The sequence below is a fragment of the Achromobacter sp. ES-001 genome, assembly GCF_019448355.1.
Lineage (GTDB): Bacteria > Pseudomonadota > Gammaproteobacteria > Burkholderiales > Burkholderiaceae_B > Achromobacter > Achromobacter spanius_B.
Genome location: NZ_CP079940.1, coordinates 3,451,883 through 3,467,281, shown reverse-complemented (window position 1 = coordinate 3,467,281; position 15,399 = coordinate 3,451,883). Strand labels below are relative to the sequence as shown.

At 65.7% G+C, this 15,399-nt stretch carries 11 protein-coding genes; 9 read left to right on the top strand and 2 right to left on the bottom strand.

Annotation, left to right across the window (positions count from 1 at the left end; genetic code table 11):
• Positions 1 to 5 precede the first annotated feature (5 nt).
• Positions 6 to 1,130, bottom strand: coding sequence for an efflux RND transporter periplasmic adaptor subunit (locus KYT87_RS15540; RefSeq protein ID WP_255593183.1), 1,125 nt, complete (start codon positions 1,128 to 1,130; stop codon positions 6 to 8).
• A 307-nt stretch (positions 1,131 to 1,437) separates the two neighbouring features.
• Between KYT87_RS15540 and KYT87_RS15535 the strand changes: the two genes are divergently transcribed.
• Positions 1,438 to 2,379 (top strand): molecular chaperone DnaJ, encoded by a 942-nt coding sequence (locus KYT87_RS15535; protein ID WP_120155914.1) that lies wholly within the window; start codon positions 1,438 to 1,440, stop codon positions 2,377 to 2,379.
• A gap of 73 nt (positions 2,380 to 2,452) precedes the next feature.
• Here the strand turns inward: KYT87_RS15535 and KYT87_RS15530 are convergent, their stop codons facing one another.
• On the bottom strand, positions 2,453 to 3,700 hold the full coding sequence (locus tag KYT87_RS15530; protein ID WP_219990277.1) for an NnrS family protein: 1,248 nt from the start codon (positions 3,698 to 3,700) through the stop codon (positions 2,453 to 2,455).
• A gap of 262 nt (positions 3,701 to 3,962) precedes the next feature.
• Here KYT87_RS15530 and KYT87_RS15525 point away from each other — a divergent pair, with 262 nt between their 5' ends.
• From KYT87_RS15525 to KYT87_RS15490, 8 genes are all read left to right on the top strand, one after another.
• Positions 3,963 to 5,213: a nitrate/nitrite transporter gene (locus KYT87_RS15525; RefSeq protein ID WP_120155909.1), complete on the top strand. Its 1,251-nt coding sequence runs from the start codon at positions 3,963 to 3,965 to the stop codon at positions 5,211 to 5,213.
• 8 nt (positions 5,214 to 5,221) lie between these two features.
• The gene (locus KYT87_RS15520) at positions 5,222 to 6,607 is read left to right on the top strand and encodes a NarK family nitrate/nitrite MFS transporter (protein ID WP_219990276.1); all 1,386 of its coding nucleotides are present in this window, start codon (positions 5,222 to 5,224) and stop codon (positions 6,605 to 6,607) included.
• A gap of 146 nt (positions 6,608 to 6,753) precedes the next feature.
• A complete protein-coding gene (locus KYT87_RS15515; RefSeq protein WP_219990275.1) occupies positions 6,754 to 10,515 on the top strand; it encodes a nitrate reductase subunit alpha in 3,762 nt (1,253 codons plus the stop codon).
• The gene (gene narH / locus KYT87_RS15510; protein ID WP_046806708.1) at positions 10,512 to 12,080 is read left to right on the top strand and encodes a nitrate reductase subunit beta; all 1,569 of its coding nucleotides are present in this window, start codon (positions 10,512 to 10,514) and stop codon (positions 12,078 to 12,080) included. The genes KYT87_RS15515 and narH overlap by 4 nt, the downstream gene beginning before the upstream one ends.
• Before the next feature lie 16 nt (positions 12,081 to 12,096).
• Positions 12,097 to 12,765, top strand: a complete 669-nt coding sequence (gene narJ / locus KYT87_RS15505; RefSeq protein WP_046806709.1) for a nitrate reductase molybdenum cofactor assembly chaperone — start codon at positions 12,097 to 12,099, stop codon at positions 12,763 to 12,765.
• Positions 12,762 to 13,445, top strand: coding sequence for a respiratory nitrate reductase subunit gamma (gene narI / locus KYT87_RS15500; protein WP_104145213.1), 684 nt, complete (start codon positions 12,762 to 12,764; stop codon positions 13,443 to 13,445). Before narJ ends, narI begins: the two co-directional genes overlap by 4 nt.
• Positions 13,446 to 13,469: 24 nt before the next feature.
• A complete protein-coding gene (locus tag KYT87_RS15495; RefSeq protein ID WP_046806741.1) occupies positions 13,470 to 14,282 on the top strand; it encodes a peptidylprolyl isomerase in 813 nt (270 codons plus the stop codon).
• Positions 14,282 to 15,385, top strand: coding sequence for a GTP 3',8-cyclase MoaA (locus tag KYT87_RS15490; RefSeq protein ID WP_370638775.1), 1,104 nt, complete (start codon positions 14,282 to 14,284; stop codon positions 15,383 to 15,385). Before KYT87_RS15495 ends, KYT87_RS15490 begins: the two co-directional genes overlap by 1 nt.
• The last annotated feature ends 14 nt before the right edge of the window (positions 15,386 to 15,399 follow it).

Sequence of the window (15,399 nt, the reverse complement as noted above, 5' to 3'; positions counted from 1 at the left end):
GCGGTTCAAGTCAGGGGGTCTACGATCTGGACGTTGCGGCCGTCATGCAGGCGGTCCACGCCTTCGACCACCACGCGCTCGGCCGGCGCCAATCCGGCTTGCACGACGATATGGCCCGCGTTGGCGGGGCCCAGCTGCAACACGCGGCGCGTGGCGCGCGCGTCGTCGCCGATCACAAAAACGAACGCGCCTTCGGACCCATACTGCACGGCGGCCGACGGAATGGTGACCACGTTGTCTTGCTGGACCAGGGCCAGCCGGATGTTCACGAATTGATTGGGAAACAGCGATTCGTCGGGGTTGTCGAAACGGGCGCGCAGCCGCACGGTGCCGCTGCCGGTCTGGACGCGGTTGTCCAAGGCTTCAAGCGTGCCTTCGGCCAGCAGGCGGCGGTCGTCGGCATCCCAGGCCTGCACGCGCAACACGTCCGTTCGCGCCTGCGCCTGGCGCAGCAAGTCCAGCCGCGTTTCCGAAATGCTGAACAGCGCCGAAATGGGCGTGGTCTGCACCAGCGTGGTCAGCCCGTCGGCATCGTTGGCGCGCACATGGTTGCCGGCGTCAACGCGGCGCAGGCCGATGCGGCCATCGTGCGGGGCAGTGATGCGGGTCAGCCCCAGCAGCCGCTGTGCGTCGGCCACCTGTGCGCGGTTCAGTTCGCGCTGCGCGGTGTAGGCGCGCACCTGCGCCTGGGCGGTGTCCAGCTGCTGCCCGGCCACGGATTCCTGGCGCGCCAATGTGCGGTAGCGCTGTAGATCGGCCTGGGCGTTGTCCAGCAGCGCCTGCGTGCGCGCCAATTCACCTTCGGCCGCCGCCAGCGCGGTTTGATAGGGACGCGGGTCGATCTCGGCCAAGAGCTGGCCGCGCACCACGGCCTGGCCCTCGGTGTAATGCAGGCGCAACAATTCGCCTTCAACCTGGCTGCGCAGCACAACGTGGGTCAAGGGCGTGATGGTGCCCAGCGCATGCAGGTCGCGTTGCAGCGGCCCGACGCGGGCGGCCGCGACGCTGACGGCAACGGGTATCTGGTTGTATTCGGGTGGACGGGCGGCGGCGGGGCCGCTTTGGGTTTTCCACCACATGGCCAGCGCCGCGACCAAGGCAAGTACCAGCACGGCCACCGTCAGGATCACGCGGCGCCGTGATCGGGCGACGGGTGGAGGAGGGGCGTGGGCGGAGGCGCGGAGGGGGGCAGGGCCCGCGGTGGGGGGCAAAGACATCGGGACTGCCAAATAGATGTTGTGCTGAGAGATGTTGCGCTGACGTGGCCAAGACGTGGCGAAGACGTGGCGAAGAGGTTGCGGGCAGGGTGTGCCGGACAGCCGAGATTCTATATTAATAATAATGATTAGCGTTATTAACTGAAAAACCCAAGAGGGCTTTGCCCGAATCGTTTAGAGTGGCGGCTACTTTCATTACCCGGTTTGCAAGGAGCAGGTCATGGGCCAACATTCACTGGAAACCCCGCGTCAGTTATTCGAGCGGCTACAGGCACGCCTGGAAACGGAACGCGGTCGCCTGGATCAATGGCAGGCGGTCGAGGCCGAATACCAGCGCAAGTACACGGAAGGCCTGGCGCCGCTGGAAAAGAAGCTGCACGAACTGCGCATGAAGCTCGTGCTGTGCTTTGACCACGCGCACAAGAACATGGGGCTGTCCAAGGCCGAACGCGAATTCGTGTCCGAGCTGGTGACCGAGTTTTCGGCGGAATTGCTGCTGCTGGACGCCAAGGGCGAACTGCCGGCCGGTTGCGATGCCGACAAGCTCAAGACCCTTTACAAGAAGCACAGTGGCCTGGACTACGACGAGGCCGCCGCTGACGAATCCGAAGACGCCAAGGCGGAACTGATCGAGGCCCTGGAGCTGGACCCCGACACCGATCTGTCGACCTTCACGCCGACGCAACTGCTGCGCATCATCCAGGACCAGTTCGAAGACGACGAAGCCGAAGACCTGCTGGCCCTGGCCCGCGCCGCCTTGCGCAACACCACGCCGAACGCGGTGGCGTGGCAGACGATGCAGGACGAAGAAGCGGCGCGGCGCAAGCTGGGCACGCCGGATTTGACGCCGCTGGCCGATGTGCCCGACGACGGCCTGCCGCAAGCCAACGCCACCTTGCAGGCGCAGCTGGACGAAGTGCTGCATCAGGCCAGCTACGCCGAAGAAGGCTTCAAGCTGCGCTACGACCTGGACCCGTTCGCCTCGTTCGACCCGGAGACGGTGCTGGAAGAACTGGATGACGACATCGTCGACATCCAGGAGTACATCGGCGAACTGGAACACGAGGTGATGCAGTTCTCGGATCAGGCGTTGCTGAAGGCGTGGCTGAAGGCTATGCGCCGCGAAGTCGAGGCGATCGAGCGCCGGGAAGGGCGCGGCTAAACGAGACGGCTAAACCGGCCTGCTAAACGGGCCGGCGGGCAGGCCGGCGGGCAGGCGTGGCGCGCCGCCCCACTCAGACGCGCGGCCGGGCGACCGGCATCACGCGCATCATCGGCGCCGCCGGCTTGGCGGCGTCGGCGCGTGGGCGGATCATCAGCGGGAAAAAGCGCCACAGGTACAGAGCCATCGCCAGTCCCCAGGCGCTGGTGGCGGCATGCAGCAGACCGGTGGCGGCCACGCTGGGCCACAGGGCTGCCAGCCGCGACAGCGCCGCCACAATCACCAGCACGAAACTGGCCACCATGCAGCGATCGGTTTGCAAGGGCCGCCCCAGGTGGCCTAGTGCCGTGCGGGTCACCATGCCCACGATCAGCACCGAAAACCCCGCCACGCCGATCACGTGCGCGGGCCACGCCAGCCGGACGACCACGCCCGCCAATTGCGCCGCGCCCACCAGCAGCCCGGCGCCCAGGCCGACATAGCCGGCATACAAGATCCACAGCAGCGGCACGCGCCGCACGGCCCACGGCTTCCATGACACCCATTGCCATAGCGCGATCAAGCCCGTGGCCGTCAAGGCCGCCGCGGCCAGACGCGGCTGCCCCGCAAGCAAACCGGCAATGGCCGCCACGCCCGTGCCCAATTGCCAATGACCGCTGCGGGTCTGGGCGGGTATGTCCAGGCTCGTCACGGCGCGCTTGGCAAAGAACGGAATCACGCGACGCGCAATCAGCAGCGTCAGCACAGCCATGCAAAGCAGGCCGGCATTGAAGTAGCGCATCACCGCCAGATAGTCGCCTTGCGCGGCGGCCCATAAATACAGCGCGTTGGTGGTGGCCAGGCCCAGCATCAAGATCGGCACGCCCGCGTTGCGCTGGTTGCGCGTGACCCAGACGGCGCGGCCCAGGGCGGCGGCGCCCCACACGAAAAACCCCAGGTCCGCCACGACGGCGATCACGTACGCGGGCCTGCCCGGCGTCAGGTAGCCCACGCGCGCCACCACCCATAACAGGCACAAGAGCGCCAGCGCGTTGCCGCGCAAGGGGTTCTTGCCCGTCCAGTTGGCGCCGGCCGTCAGCAGAAAGCCCACGGCAATCGTGGCGACAAACCCCCACAGCATTTCGTGCGCATGCCAGAACACGCCGGCCATCAGCCCGGTGATGCGGCCCGGCGCATGCACCCACAACCACACCGATACCAACGCCCACAGGCAGCCGGCCAGATACAGCGGCCGGAACCCCATTTCGGTAATGGCGCGCCATTGCGGGCGAGGCCGGCGGGGTGGCGCGGCGGGTTCATCGATGGTCAGCAACGAGGGCATGGCGGTCTGCGCCTTTTTGAAGGTGTATTGGTGAAGGTGTATTTGCAATACATATTAATCCTGGGCCTGCGCCGGGCATAGGCCAACGCTTGATCCAGCGCAAACGCGGGCACGGAAACCGGGTGACTAGGCACATCGGCGTGGCCCGAATGGTCGGCCGGCGAATGGTCGCCGGCGCGGCGCGTGCCTAGGCTAGCGCCATGTCTTCGTGAGTAAAGCGAGAGTAACCATGACAGCAGCAACATCCCCGTCCGGCAGGCCGATGCGGGTCCTGATTTCAAGCACGTTCGCCTTCACCATCTGCTTTGCGGTATGGATGATCTTCGCGGTGCTGGGCATACCCATCAAGGCGCAACTGGGCTTGTCCGAAACGCAATTCGGCCTGTTGGCCGCCATGCCGGTATTGACCGGTTCGCTGGTGCGCGTGCCGCTTGGCATCTGGACCGACCGCTACGGCGGCCGGCCCGTGTTCTTCATCCTGATGCTGTTGGCGGTGGTGCCGATCTGGCTGCTGTCCTACGCCACCGAGTACTGGCAATTTCTGGTGCTGGCCTTGTTCGTGGGCCTGACGGGCGGCTCGTTCTCGGTCGGCACGCCGTATGTGGCGCGCTGGTTTCCGCGCAACAAGCAGGGCCTGGCCATGGGCGTGTTCGGCGCGGGCAACTCCGGGTCGGCCATCACCAAGTTCGTGGCGCCCGCGTTGATCGCGGCGGCCGGCGGCGCCTGGGTCATCGTGCCCCAGGTGTACGCGGTGGCGCTGCTGGTCACGGCGGTGCTGTTCTGGATGTTCTCGGCATCGGACCCGTCGCACCGGGTGACCCAGCGCGCCACGCTGTCGGCACAATTTGCCATGCTGCGCGACCCGCGCGTCTGGCGCTACTGCCAGTACTACTCGGTGGTGTTCGGCGGCTATGTGGCGTTGGCGCTGTGGATGACCAAGTACTACATCGGCGAATACGGTTTCGACATGAAGCTGGCCGCGCTGCTGGCCGCCTGCTTCTCGTTGCCCGGCGGCGTCTTGCGCGCCATGGGCGGGTGGATCTCGGACCGCTACGGCGCCTACAAGACCACGTGGTGGGTGATGTGGGTGTGCTGGGTGGCGTTCTTCCTGCTGAGCTACCCGCAAACCCAGTTCACCGTGATGACCACCGGCGGCCCCCGGCAGTTCGGCATTGCGTTGGGCCCGGTCACCTTCACTGTGCTGCTGTTCGTGGTCGGCATCGCCATGGCCATCGGCAAGGCGTCGGTCTTCAAGTTCATCTCGGACGAGTTCGGCGAAAACATCGGCGCGGTGTCCGGCATCGTGGGCCTGGCGGGCGGCATGGGCGGCTTCGTGTTGCCCATCCTGTTCGGCGTGCTGCTGGACCTGACCGGCGTACGGTCCAGCGCCTTCATGCTGCTGTACGGCACCGTCTGCGTGTCGCTGATCTTCATGCACTTCAGCTTCCGCCCTGAAAGCGCGGCGCTGGGGCGGGCGTCGCTTACGACCCCGCAACCCATTTCCTCCAAATAGAGGCTCCTATGTCCACACAAGTCCTGACGCGTTGGGAGCCGGAGAACCCCGGCTTCTGGAAGCAGACCGGCGCCCGCGTCGCCAACCGCAATCTTTGGATCTCGATTCCCGCGCTGATGCTGGCGTTCAGCATCTGGATGCTGTGGAGCGTGGTCGTCGTCAACCTGGACCGCGCCGGTTTCATGCTGTCCAAGAACCAGCTGTTCTGGCTGACGGCGCTGCCCGCGCTGTCAGGCGCCACCTTGCGCATCTTCTATTCGTTCCTGGTGCCCGTGTTCGGCGGACGCAAGTGGACGGCGATCTCGACGGCCTCCTTGCTGGTGCCCGCGTTGGGCATGGGTTTTGCGCTGCGCGACCCCACCACGTCGTTCCCAACGCTGCTGATCCTGGCGCTGCTGTGCGGGCTGGGCGGCGGCAACTTCAGTTCCAGCATGGCCAACATCAGCTTCTTTTTCCCGAAGGAAAAGAAGGGCCTGGCGACGGGGCTTAACGCCGGCATCGGGAACCTGGGCGTGTCGCTGGCGCAGTTTGTCGTGCCCGTGGTGATTTCGGTGGGCGTCTTCGGCGTGGCCGGCGGCGCACCGCAGGACATCACGGTCAATGGCGCGGCGCAGAACCTGTGGCTGCAAAACGCCGGTTTCATCTGGGTGGTACCGATCGCCATTGCGGCCATCGCGGCGTGGTTCGGCATGAACGACATCGCCGACGCGCGTGCGTCGTTCGCGGACCAGGCGGTGATCTTCAAGCGCAAGCACAACTGGTTGATGTGCTGGCTGTACGTGGGCACGTTCGGCTCCTTCATCGGGTTTTCGGCGGGCTTCGCCATGCTGACCAAGACGCTGTTCCCCGACGTCAACCCCATGGCGTACGCGTTCCTGGGGCCGCTGGTGGGCTCGTTGACGCGGCCCGTGGGCGGCTGGGTGTCGGACAAGCTGGGCGGCGCGCGCGTCACGCTGGTCACCTTCGCCGGAATGATTGCGGCGGTGCTGGGCGTGATGCTGTTCCTGCCCGGGGCCGGCCAGGGCGGCAACTTCAACGGTTTCCTCGCGATGTTCATTGTGCTGTTCGCGCTGACGGGCGTGGGCAACGGCTCGACGTTTCGGATGATTCCCGTGATCTTCCTGCGCGAGCGCACCCAGGCGGCCGCGGGCAAAGGCTCCGACGCGCACAAGCGTGCGCTGGGCGAAGCGGCCAAGGAATCGGCGGCGGTGTTGGGCTTTTCCGGGGCCATCGGCGCCTACGGCGGCTTTTTCATCCCGCGCAGTTTCGGCACGTCGCTGGAAATGACGGGCAGCGTGCAGGCGGCTCTGTTTTGCTTCATCGGTTTTTACGCCACGTGCATGGTGATTACGTGGTGGTTCTATGCGCGCAGGAACGCGCCGGTGCCTTGCTGAACAAAGCGCGCGGCGGGTGACTAGTCACTTTGCCGCGCCCGGCCTGGCCCTCTGGCGAATGGTCGGGGGACGGACCCCGACCTACAGTGAAACCAGCGCAACGATTGCAGTACGCGCCGCCGACGCGGCGCTCTTGGAGAAACACAATGAGTCACTTCCTGGACCGGTTGAAGTTCATGTCCCGGGTCAAATCCACCTTTGCCGATGGTCACGGCGAAACGGTCAATGAAGACCGCAAGTGGGAAAACGCCTACCGCGCCCGCTGGCAGCACGACAAGGTGGTGCGGTCTACCCACGGCGTGAACTGCACGGGCTCGTGCTCGTGGAAGGTGTACGTCAAGAACGGACTGATCACCTGGGAAACGCAGCAGACCGACTACCCGCGCACGCGGCCCGACCTGCCCAACCACGAACCGCGCGGCTGTCCGCGTGGCGCCTCGTACAGCTGGTACGTGTATTCCGCACAGCGCGTGAAGTACCCGATGATCCGCGGCCGCCTGATGCAGATGTGGCGCGAAGCCCGCAAGACGATGGACCCCATTGCCGCCTGGGAATGGATCAGCCAGGACCCCGTGCGCGCCAAGCGCTACAAGTCAGTCCGCGGCCTGGGCGGCTTTGTTCGCGCCGATTGGGACACCGCCACCGAAATCATTGCCGCCGCCAATGCGCTGACCATCAAGAAATTCGGTCCCGACCGCGTGATCGGCTTTTCGCCGATTCCCGCCATGTCCATGGTCAGCTACGCCGCCGGCGCGCGTTACCTCAGCCTGCTGGGCGGCGCATGCCTGAGCTTCTACGACTGGTATTGCGACCTGCCGCCGGCCAGCCCGCAGATCTGGGGCGAGCAGACCGACGTGCCGGAATCGGCGGATTGGTACAACTCCACCTACCTGATGGTGTGGGGATCGAACGTGCCGCAGACCCGCACGCCCGATGCGCACTTCTACACCGAGGTCCGCTACAAGGGCACCAAGACGGTGGCCGTGTCCAGCGACTTCGGTGAAATGGTCAAGTTCGGTGACATCTGGCTGGCGCCCAAGCAAGGTACCGATGCCGCGCTGGCGATGGCGATGGGCCACGTCATCTTGAAAGAGTTCCACCTGTCGGCCAACCCGTCGCCGTACTTTCGCGACTACGTGCGCCGCTACACCGACATGCCCATGCTGGTGTTGCTCAAGCCGCGCGATGGCTTCTACGCACCCGACCACTTCCTGCGCGCCTCGCACCTTGACGGCGCGCTGGGCGAACAGAACAACCCCGACTGGAAGACGCTGGTGCTGGACGCGCACAGCGGCGCCCTGGTGGCGCCCAACGGCAGCATCGGCTTTCGCTGGGGCGAGGGCGCGGTCAACGATGGTGAAAAGGTTGGCCGCTGGAACCTGGAATCCCGCAATGGCGGCAATGGCCAGGCCATCGAACCCACCCTGAGCCTGCTGGGCCAGGGCGCGGAAACGGTGGGCGTGGGCTTCCCGTACTTTGGCGGCGAGCACGACGACGTGCTGGTGCGCAACCTGCCGGCCCGCCGCATCCGCCTGGCCGATGGCACGGACGCGCTGGTCGCCACGGTGTACGACCTGCAAATGGCCAACTACGGCCTGGACCGTGGCCTGGGCGGCGCCAACGTCGCCACGTCCTACGACGATGACGTGGCCTACACGCCCGCCTGGCAGGAAAAGCATACCGGCGTGCCGCGCGCGCAGGTGATCCAGGTGGCGCGCGAATTCGCGCAGAACGCGCACGACACGGAAGGCAAGTCGATGGTGATCGTGGGCGCGGGCCTGAACCACTGGTACCACATGGACATGATCTACCGCGGCATCATCAACATGCTGATGATGTGCGGGTGCGTGGGCAAGAGCGGCGGCGGCTGGGCGCATTACGTGGGCCAGGAAAAGCTGCGCCCGCAGTTCGGCTGGGCCCCGCTGGCCTTTGCGTCGGATTGGGTGCGTCCGCCGCGCCAGATGAACGGCACGTCGTTCTTCTACGCCCACACCAGCCAGTGGCGCCATGAAAAGTTGAACGTGCAGGAAGTGCTTGGCCCCACCGCCGACCGCGCCAAGTACGGCGACCTGTCGATGATCGACCTGAACGCGCGCGCCGAACGCATGGGCTGGCTGCCGTCGGCTCCGCAACTGCGCACCAATCCGCTGGACCTCGTGGCCCAGGCCGACGCCGCCGGCAAGGATCCCGTGGCGCACGCCGTGGAACAACTGAAGTCCGGCGCGCTGCGCATGTCTTGCGAAGATCCGGACGACCCGGCCAACTTTCCGCGCAACATGTTCGTGTGGCGCTCCAACATCCTGGGTTCCAGCGGCAAGGGCCACGAGTACTTCCTGAAGTACTTGCTGGGCACGCAAAACGCCGTGTTCGGCGACGAAGCCGCCGCCATCAAGCCCACCGAAGTGACTTATCAGGAAGACGCCGCCGAGGGCAAGCTGGACTTGCTGACGGTGCTGGACTTCCGCATGAGCACTACCTGCCTGTACGGCGACATCGTGCTGCCCACGGCCACCTGGTACGAAAAGGACGACTTGAACACGTCCGACATGCACCCCTTCATCCACCCCTTGAGCGAAGCCGTGCAGCCGCTGTGGGAAAGCAAGACCGACTGGGAAATCTACAAGCTGCTGGCCAGGAAGTTCAGCGAGATCGGCGGCCCCTACCTGGGCAAGCGCCGCGACCTGGTACTGACCCCGCTGATGCACGACACGCCGGGAGAACTGGGCCAGGCGTTTGAACCGCGCGACTGGAAGCTGGGCGAATGCGATCTGGTGCCGGGCAAGACCGCGCCGTCGATGACGGTGGTTGAGCGCGACTACAACGACATCTATCGCAAGTTCACGTCGGTGGGCCCCTTGCTGGACAAGCTGGGCAACGGCGGCAAGGGCATCAACTGGAACACCGAGCACGAAGTGCACGAGCTGGCCGGCATCAACGCCAGCGTGGGCGAGGCCGGCGTCAGCCAGGGCCGCCCGCGCCTGGACACCGCCATCGACGCGGCGGAAATGATCCTGACCTTTGCGCCCGAAACCAACGGCCATGTGTCGGTCAAGGCATGGGAAGCGCTGGGCAAGATCACCGGGCGCGACCACACCCACCTGGCCGTGGGCCGCGAGCACGACAAGATCCGTTTCCGGGATATCCAGGCGCAACCGCGCAAGATCATTTCGGCGCCGACGTGGTCGGGGCTGGAAAGCGAAGAGGTCAGCTACAACGCGGGCTACACCAACGTGCACGAACTGATCCCGTGGCGCACGCTGACCGGCCGCCAGCAGTTCTACCAGGACCACCGCTGGATGCTGGACTTTGGCGAGGGTTCGTGCGTGTACAAGCCCGCCATCGACACCAAGACGGTGGCGCCCATGCTGGGCAAGTATCCCAACGGCGAAAAGGAACTGGTGCTGAACTGGCTGACGCCGCACCAGAAATGGGGCATCCACAGCACCTATTCCGACAACCTGCGCATGCTGACCTTAAGCCGTGGCGGCCCCCACGTGTGGGTGTCGGAAACCGAGGCCAAACAGGCCGGCCTGGTGGACAACGACTGGGTCGAAGTCTTCAACGTGAACGGCACCTTGACCGCGCGCGTCGTGGTCAGCCAGCGCGTGCCGGTGGGCATGTGCCTGATGTACCACGCGCAGGAAAAGATCGTGAACGTGCCCGGCGCGGAAACCAGCGGCAAGCGCGGCGGCATCCATAACTCGGTTACGCGCACGGTGCTCAAGCCCACGCACATGATCGGCGGTTACGCGCAGCAGGCCTACGGCTTTAACTACTACGGCACCGTGGGCGCCAACCGCGACGAATTCGTGGTGCTGCGCAAGATGAAGAAGGTGGACTGGCTGGAAGGCCCGCTGGTCGAGGACCCGGCTGAACAAGCCACGCAACAAGAAGAGAAGCAATCATGAGGATACGCGCCCAAATCGGCATGGTGCTGAACCTGGACAAGTGCATCGGCTGCCACACGTGTTCGGTCACCTGCAAGAACGTCTGGACCAGCCGCGACGGCGTCGAATACGCCTGGTTCAACAACGTGGAAACGAAGCCCGGCATCGGCTACCCCAAGGAATGGGAAAACCAGGACAAGTGGAAGGGCGGCTGGAAGCGCACCGCCGCCGGCAAGCTGGAACCGCGCCAGGGCGGCAAGCTGCGCATCCTGGCCAACCTGTTCGCCAACCCGAACCTGCCGGCCATTGACGACTACTACGAACCCTTCACCTTCGATTACGAACACCTGCAGAACGCGCCGCTGTCGCAAACGCCGCCCACCGCGCGCCCCGTGTCGGTGCTGACCGGCAAGAAGATGGACAAGATCCATTGGGGCCCGAACTGGGAAGACGACCTGGGCGGTGAATTCAGCGCGCGCAGCCGCGACGCGTTGTTCGAAGGCGTGCAGAAAGAGATGTACTCGACGTTCGAGAACACGTTCATGATGTACCTGCCGCGCCTGTGCGAACACTGCCTGAACCCCGCCTGCGTAGCCAGCTGCCCGTCGGGCTCGATCTACAAGCGCGAAGACGACGGCATCGTGCTGGTGGATCAGGACAAATGCCGCGGCTGGCGAATGTGCATCTCGGGCTGCCCGTACAAGAAGATCTACTACAACTGGAGCAGCGGCAAGGCCGAGAAGTGCACATTCTGCTATCCGCGCATTGAAGCCGGCCAGCCCACCGTGTGCTCGGAAACCTGCGTGGGCCGCATCCGTTACCTGGGCGTCATGCTGTATGACGCCGACCAGATCGAACGCGCGGCCGCCACCGCCAACGAACAGGACCTTTATGAATCGCAGCTGGACCTGTTCCTGGACCCGCATTCCCCGGCGGTGATCGCCGCCGCGCGCGAACAGGGCATACCCGAATCGTGGCTGGAAGCGGCCCGGCAGTCGCCCGTCTACAAGATGGCCGTGCAATGGCGCGTGGCGTTTCCGCTGCATCCGGAATACCGCACCTTGCCGATGGTCTGGTACATCCCGCCGCTGTCCCCCATCCAGACGGCGGCCGAAGCCGGCCAGATGCCGCAGCGCACCGTGGGCAAGAGCGCGATGATCCCGGACGTGTCCAGCTTGCGCATTCCCGTGCGCTACCTGGCCAACCTGCTCACGGCCGGCAAGGAAGCACCCGTGTTGCAGGCGCTGGAACGCATGCTGGCGATGCGCGCCTACAAGCGCTCGGAAACCGTGCACGGCGAACGCGACACGGCGCTGCTGGAACAGGTGGGGCTGTCCGAGGAAACGGTGCAGGACATGTACCAGATCATGGCGATTGCCAACTACGAAGACCGCTTCGTCGTACCCAGCAGCCACAAGGAAATCGTGGAAGACAGCTTCAACGAAAAAGGCAGCTGCGGCTTTACCTTCGGCAACGGCTGCTCGGGCGGCGTGTCCGAAGGCACTTTGTTCGGCCGCAAGCCGCAGGGCAGCGAAATCTTCATCGAGATGCCCAAATCCCGCAAGAAGGCCGCCCAGGCGCGCTAGGACAGGAGAGAACACCATGACGCACTACCGCTTGCTTTCCGCCTTGCTCAGCTACCCCGAGCCCGATCTGCTGGACGCGCTGGGCGAGGTCGAGGCCGCGTTGGCCGACGACCCCGACGCCGAAGAAGCCTTGCAACCGCTGGTCGCCTATCTGGCAACCAATGACCTGATCACCGTGCAGGAAAACTACGTTGCCACCTTCGACCGCAACCGCTCGCATTCGCTGCACCTGTTCGAACACGTGCATGGCGAAAGCCGTGACCGGGGTCAGGCCATGGTCGACCTGCTGGATACGTACCGGCAGCACGGCTTTGAGCCGGTCGTGTCCGAGCTGCCCGACCACGTGCCGCTGTTCCTGGAATTTCTGGGCGTGATCGACCCGGCCGACGCGCAAGACCTGTTGGACGAGGCCATCCACGTGCTGGCCGCCATCGGTGCGCGGCTGGCGCGCGGCGACAGCCCGTACGCGGGAATCTTCCAGGTGCTGCGCGCGGCGGCCCGGGTGGTGCCGCGCGAGCAGACCGACGCGCCCGTGCGCGACATGGACGAAGCCATGGACACGTTCGGCGTCAGCGCGGACGGCGTGGAACCGCTGCTGCGGCCGTTCGCGGGCGATGCCGCGCAAGCCGTGCGCTTCTATCCCCGCGCCAACCCCCCCATTCGTGCTCAGGACGACGCATCATGAATTCCCTGAATCAATTCCTTTTCGGTATTTATCCCTACATTGCGCTGACCGTCTTCCTGCTGGGCAGCCTGGCCCGTTTCGAGCGCGAGCAATACACCTGGAAGACCGACAGCTCGCAGCTGCTGCATCGCGGCCAGCTTCGGCTGGGCAATATCCTTTTCCACGTCGGCATCCTGGGCTTGTTCTTCGGCCATCTGGCCGGCCTGCTGACGCCGGTGGTGGTGTGGGACACGCTGGGCGTAAGCCACACGCTCAAGCAGACGGTGGCCATGGTGGCTGGCGGCGTGATGGGCGGGCTGTGCCTGATCGGCCTGTTGATCCTGATCCATCGCCGCCTGACCGATCCCCGCATCGCGCGCACGACGCGCCCGGGCGACAAGCTGCTGCTGCTTTGGATACTGGTGACCTTGCTGCTGGGGCTGTCGACCATCGTGCTGTCCGCCGGCCACATGGACGGCGACATGATGGTGCGGCTGATGACGTGGGCGCAGCACATCGTGACGTTCCAGGGCGACGCCGCCAGCCATATCGCGGGTGTGCCGCTGCTGTTCAAGGCGCATCTATTCATGGGGCTGACGCTGTTCGTGATTTTCCCGTTCACCCGCTTGGTCCACGTCTGGAGCGGCTTTGCCTCGCTGGGCTATCTGGGCCGCGCCTGGCAACTGGTGCGCCCACGCTGAAACCGTTTGAACCAGGAGCCCAACATGCCTGTCATCGTCAATGGCGTCGAACTGAACGACGCCGATCTGGAACGTGAACTGCCTTTGCACGCCGACGCCGGCAACCCGATGCGCCACGCCATCACGGCGCTGGTCTTGCGGCGGGTGTTGCTGGACGAGGCGCTGCGCCTGGGCGTGGGCAGCGTCGGCAACCAGGACGCCGACAACAACGGCGCCAACGACAGCGCCATCGGTGACAACGAAGACGCCATCATCACCGCCTTGCTTGCCCGCCAGGCCGCCGCGCCGGTGGCGGACGACGCCGCCTGCCGGCGCTTCTATCATGCCAATCCGCAGCGCTTCATGGTGGGCGAGCTGGTCGAAGCCGACCACATCCTTTTCCAGGTGACGCCCGACGTCAACCTGGACATGCTGCGCGCCCATGCCAACGTGGTGCTGCAAGATTTGCTGGCCGATCCGTCAAGCTTTGCCCAGGTGGCGCGCGAGCAGTCCAACTGCCCGTCGGCCGCCGTGGGCGGCAGTCTGGGCCAATTGGGCCGGGGCGATACCGTGCCCGAGTTTGAACGCGCGGTGTTCGCGCTGCCGTCTGGCGGGCTGTTGCCGCAGCTGCTGCAAACGCGGCACGGGCTGCACATCGTGCGGGTGACGCGCCGCATCGAAGGGCGCATGCTGCCCTACGAACACGTCGCGCAGCAGATCGCGGCGTCGCTGTCGGCCATGAGCCAGGACACCGCCTGGCGGCAATACACCAAGCTGCTGGTGGATCAGGCGGACGTGCAGGGCATAGACCTGCAAGGCAGCGAGGCGGATCGCGTGGTGGGCGGGAGGGCCGCGTGATGGGCGACCCTGCGGTAATGGACGACCCCGCCGCCGCCCGCGACTTTTGCACGCTGACCGACGGCTACGGCCGACGCATCGATTACCTGCGCGTGTCCGTCACGGATCGCTGCGACCTGCGTTGCAGCTACTGCCTGCCCAAGGATTTCAAGGGCTTTGAAACGCCCGCCAACTGGCTGACGCATGCCGAAATGGCGCGGGTGATCGGCCTGTTTGTGGCGCTGGGCGTAGGCAAGGTGCGGCTGACGGGCGGCGAGCCGCTGCTGCGTCGGGGCGTGGCGGATCTGGCCGGCGTGGTCGCCGCCATGCCTGGCGTGACCGACCTGTCGGTATCCACCAACGGCACGCGGCTGGCGCGCCATGCGCGGGCGCTGCGCGCGGCGGGCGTGACGCGGCTGAACGTCAGCCTGGATACGTTGGACGCAGAGGCCTTCAAGCAGATCACGGGGCGCGATTGTCTGGCGGACGTGCTGGCCGGCCTTGCCGCTGCGCGCGACGCGGGCTTTGCGCCCATCAAGCTCAATAGCGTCGTGCACGCGGCAACGCCGCACGCGGACGTGCGGCGGTTGTTGGACTACGCCATCTCGCAGGGCTTCGTACTACGCCTGATCGAACCCATGCCGATGGGCACGTGCGGGCAAGGCATGCGGCATACGGACTTGAATGCGCTGGGCGCCACGCTGGCCGCCGAGGCGGGGATGGTGCCGGCGATGCCGGTAGCGGACCGGCCGTTGGGGCAAGGCACAGGCACGCACGCGGGCTCGGGTTTCGGGTCGGGTTTCGGTTTGGGCTTCGGCGCCGGCTCCGGCCCCGCCCGGTACTGGACCGCCGGCCATGGCGCGCCGGTGCTGGGCGTCATCACCCCCATGTCGCGCCATTTCTGCGCGGCCTGCAACCGTGTCCGCCTGGGCGTGGACGGCACCTTGTACCTGTGCCTGGGCCAGGAAGACCAGGTGCCCCTGGGCCGCATGCTGCGCGCCGGGGCCAGCGACGCCGAGCTGACGCGCGCCATCCTGGCCGGCATCGCCGCCAAACCGGAACGCCACGACTTCCTGGCCCAGCCGGAACGCATCGTGCGCTTCATGGCGCAGACGGGCGGCTGAAGGGCGGCTGAAGG

Bases quoted from the DNA above. Each gene is read 5' to 3' on its own strand.
- KYT87_RS15535 (WP_120155914.1), top strand. From the start codon at position 1,438: ATGGGCCAACATTCACTGGAAACCCCGCGTCAGTTATTCGAGCGGCTA.
- KYT87_RS15530 (WP_219990277.1), bottom strand. From the start codon at position 3,700: ATGCCCTCGTTGCTGACCATCGATGAACCCGCCGCGCCACCCCGCCGG.
- KYT87_RS15525 (WP_120155909.1), top strand. From the start codon at position 3,963: ATGCGGGTCCTGATTTCAAGCACGTTCGCCTTCACCATCTGCTTTGCG.
- KYT87_RS15520 (WP_219990276.1), top strand. From the start codon at position 5,222: ATGTCCACACAAGTCCTGACGCGTTGGGAGCCGGAGAACCCCGGCTTC.
- KYT87_RS15515 (WP_219990275.1), top strand. From the start codon at position 6,754: ATGAGTCACTTCCTGGACCGGTTGAAGTTCATGTCCCGGGTCAAATCC.
- narH (WP_046806708.1), top strand. From the start codon at position 10,512: ATGAGGATACGCGCCCAAATCGGCATGGTGCTGAACCTGGACAAGTGC.
- narJ (WP_046806709.1), top strand. From the start codon at position 12,097: ATGACGCACTACCGCTTGCTTTCCGCCTTGCTCAGCTACCCCGAGCCC.
- narI (WP_104145213.1), top strand. From the start codon at position 12,762: ATGAATTCCCTGAATCAATTCCTTTTCGGTATTTATCCCTACATTGCG.
- KYT87_RS15495 (WP_046806741.1), top strand. From the start codon at position 13,470: ATGCCTGTCATCGTCAATGGCGTCGAACTGAACGACGCCGATCTGGAA.
- KYT87_RS15490 (WP_370638775.1), top strand. From the start codon at position 14,282: ATGGGCGACCCTGCGGTAATGGACGACCCCGCCGCCGCCCGCGACTTT.